4 protein-coding genes are annotated in these 2,838 nt (G+C 71.3%); 2 read left to right on the forward strand and 2 right to left on the reverse strand.

Annotated features, from left to right (window positions below):
* Positions 1-9: 9 nt before the first annotated feature.
* Positions 10-834: a group II truncated hemoglobin gene (locus FNH05_RS35600; RefSeq protein ID WP_246128139.1), complete on the reverse strand. Its 825-nt coding sequence runs from the start codon at positions 832-834 to the stop codon at positions 10-12.
* Between the two features lie 35 nt (positions 835-869).
* Here FNH05_RS35600 and FNH05_RS35605 point away from each other — a divergent pair, with 35 nt between their 5' ends.
* Positions 870-1,220, forward strand: coding sequence for a winged helix-turn-helix transcriptional regulator (locus FNH05_RS35605; protein WP_144593240.1), 351 nt, complete (start codon positions 870-872; stop codon positions 1,218-1,220).
* Positions 1,221-1,238: 18 nt separating this feature from the next.
* On the opposite strand, the gene FNH05_RS35610 is transcribed toward FNH05_RS35605, so the two are convergent.
* Positions 1,239-1,817 carry a TetR/AcrR family transcriptional regulator gene (locus tag FNH05_RS35610; RefSeq protein WP_144593241.1) on the reverse strand — a complete coding sequence of 193 codons (579 nt, stop codon included), beginning with the start codon at positions 1,815-1,817 and terminating at the stop codon, positions 1,239-1,241.
* A gap of 91 nt (positions 1,818-1,908) precedes the next feature.
* On the opposite strand from FNH05_RS35610, the gene FNH05_RS35615 reads away from it, so the two are divergent.
* The gene (locus tag FNH05_RS35615; protein ID WP_144593242.1) at positions 1,909-2,790 is read left to right on the forward strand and encodes an SDR family oxidoreductase; all 882 of its coding nucleotides are present in this window, start codon (positions 1,909-1,911) and stop codon (positions 2,788-2,790) included.
* The last annotated feature ends 48 nt before the right edge of the window (positions 2,791-2,838 follow it).

Here is a 2,838-nt window from a genome sequence, read left to right on the forward strand (position 1 = left end):
GGCGGGAACTCAGTCGGTCTTCGCGGCGGGCCGGGGCTGCCAGGGCGGCGCGGCACCCCAGTTCCACCGCGGCATCGGCTCGTCGGCCCCGGCCGGGGCGCCCGGCTGGGAAAAGAACACGGCGAGCCTGCTGCCCCATTCGAGATAGCCCGCGAAGGCCGCGCGGAATTCCGGATCGGCGGGCAGGCCGACCTCGTCGGCGGTGTCGAGCAGCAGCGAGACCCAGCGGCGGCGCTGCTCTTCGGTGATGCCACGGCCGCGGTGCCTGCCGATCATGTGCCGGTGGCCGCCCCGTTCGGTGCTGTAGCGGGTGGGGCCGCCGAACACCTCGGCGAGCCAGTCGGCGACGTGCCGGGGATGGTGCGGATCCATGCCGGCGAACACGGGTGCCAGCAGTTCGTCGGCGAGCACTCGCCGGTAGAACGCCTCGAACAGGCGGATCAGGGCCTCCTGTCCGCCTGCCCAGTCGTAAAGGGTGGGCAGACTGCCGCCGCCCCCGGTTCCGGCGACCGCCGTCCGCTCGTAGTGACGCATCTCCTCGATGTCGGAGACGTAGGGGCGGATCTCGGCGAAGAACCGCGCGAACTCCGGCCCGGAGCGGAAGCCCTTCAGATGATCTTCCACTGAGGTCCAGGCGATGCGCAGAATGTAGTGGTCGGGGTCTTCGACGCAGCGGGACAGTTCGTAGTCGAGGCACTGCCCGGCCATCGCCAGCGCTTCGGCGGCGCGGGCGTAGGCGGCCTCGAACTCCGTTCGGCTTGGTCCGGACACGCGGTACCGGATGTACTCGACGATCACGCCCTCGATGGCAACACCGTGGGGGAAACCGGTCAAGTACGCACTTTTCGGTGCGTGGGGAGGGAAAACCGATGGCGCGGGACTACTACTGCCCGGTCGAGTTGACGATCGAGGTGATCGGCGGCCGGTGGAAGCCGGTGATACTGGCGCATCTGAAGGAGGGGGTGCACCGGTACGGGGAACTGCGGCGGCGGATGCCCGGGATCAGCGAGAAGATGCTCACCCAGCAGCTGCGGGATCTCGAGTCCGCGGGCCTGGTCTCACGGCGTCCGGTGGAGGACGCGGTGCCCCGGGTGGAATACCGGCTCACCGAGGAGGGCCTCGCGCTCGGACCGGTGTTGCAGGCGCTCTACGACTGGGGTGTCCGGCGTGCGGCCGCCACCGGCGTCACCTTCGCCGCACTGCCCGGCGCCGCGGTCTGACCCCTTGCTCCGGGGAGATCAGCCCAAGGTCGTGGTTGCCGCGCGAAGGTCCTCCAGGGCGGCGAGCGCATGGGGCGCGAGCCCTGTCGCGTCATCACGGTCGGCTTCGGCCCACCGCGCGTAGCCCCGCTTGAACGCGAGGACCCCCATCTCGGCCGCGAGGTGCGCGGTGGCGTCGGGGACGCCGCGGGCGGCGAGCGCGGCTTTCATGGCGGTCGCGAGGCCGACGCTCTTGAGGGTGTCCCGCTCCTGAAGTTCGGCACTGGCCGCCACGGCGGCCTTGAGGCGGGGGCCGAGTTCGCGGTTCATCGGTCCCATGGCACCCGAGGCGCGTTCGAGCCCGGCAGCGACCGCTTCGAGCGGGCTGGCGCCCTCGGGTGCCTCGGCGATCCCCTCGGCCAGCAGGTGGCTCAGCGTCTCCTGTCCGGCCACCAGGACCTCGCGCTTGTCGGAGAAGTGCCGGAAGAAAGTGCTCCTGGTGACCCCGGCGCGCTCGGCGATCTGCGCCACCGTCGTGGCGTCGTAGCCCTGTTCGGTGAACAGGTCGACGGCGGCCACGACGAGTCGTTCGCGCGCTCCTGGTTCCCATCGCGGCATGGGCCGATCCTACAAGGTGATGAGACATGTGTTCCGTCACCCTGCTACCGTGGTGATGCGACAGTAGTCCCGTCACTTTTCAGGAGAGTTCATGCACGTCTTCGTCACCGGCGGTACCGGCACCATCGGCTCCGCCGTCGTCGCCGAGTTGCTCGGCAACGGCCACACCGTGCTCGCGCTGGCCCGCTCGGACAGCTCCGAGCGGACGCTCAAGGACGCCGGCGCCGAGGTGCTGCGCGGAGAGATCGCGGACCTCGACGTCCTGCGGGCCGGGGCCGCGCGGTCCGACGGCGTCATCAGCCTCGCGTTCGGGCGCGACTACAGCAGCCCGGACGTGCTCGCGGCGGGCATCGCCGAGGAGAGCGCCGCGATGGCCACGTTGGGAGCCGCGCTCCTCGGCAGCGACCGCCCGATCGTCACCGTTGCCGGAACGCCCTGGGTGCCCGGCCGCGCCTCCACCGAGGCAGACCCGGTGCCGACCGACGGGCCGGTGGGAGAGCGCGGCCGCTCGGTGAACACGCTGCTTTCGCTGGCCTCGCGTGGTGTTCGCGCCACGGCTGTCCGGATGCCGCGCACGGTGCACAACGAGGGCAAGGGCGGGTTCGCCGGCCTGTTGACCGAGCAGGCGCGCCGCACCGGAGTGGCGGGCTACCCGGGCGACGGCACCCAGCGCTGGCCTGCCGTACACGCCCTCGACGCGGCCGTCCTGTTCCGGTTGGCCCTCGAATCCGCGCCTGCCGGGACCGCCTGGCACGCGGTCGCCGACGAGGGCGACGCGGTGCGCGACATCGCCACCGTCATCGGCCGCAGGCTGAACCTGCCGGTGCGGCCCGTGCCGGAGGAGAACTTCGGCCCGTTCGGCCCGATCTTCGCGATGGACCAGCCCGCATCCAGCGCATACACCCGCGACGCGCTCGGCTGGCAGCCGGCCCACCCCGCCCTCCTCGAGGACCTGGAGAACCTGCGACCCTGAAAACTCGCGCGGTTTAGGCTGGGGCGGTGGAGTTCACAGGGTTCGGTG

The organism is Amycolatopsis rhizosphaerae (assembly GCF_007713715.1).
GTDB lineage: Bacteria > Actinomycetota > Actinomycetes > Mycobacteriales > Pseudonocardiaceae > Amycolatopsis_E > Amycolatopsis_E rhizosphaerae.

Coding starts and splice junctions, on each gene's coding strand:
- FNH05_RS35615 (WP_144593242.1), top strand. CDS start 1,909: ATGCACGTCTTCGTCACCGGCGGTACCGGCACCATCGGCTCCGCCGTC.
- FNH05_RS35610 (WP_144593241.1), bottom strand. CDS start 1,817: ATGCCGCGATGGGAACCAGGAGCGCGCGAACGACTCGTCGTGGCCGCC.
- FNH05_RS35605 (WP_144593240.1), top strand. CDS start 870: ATGGCGCGGGACTACTACTGCCCGGTCGAGTTGACGATCGAGGTGATC.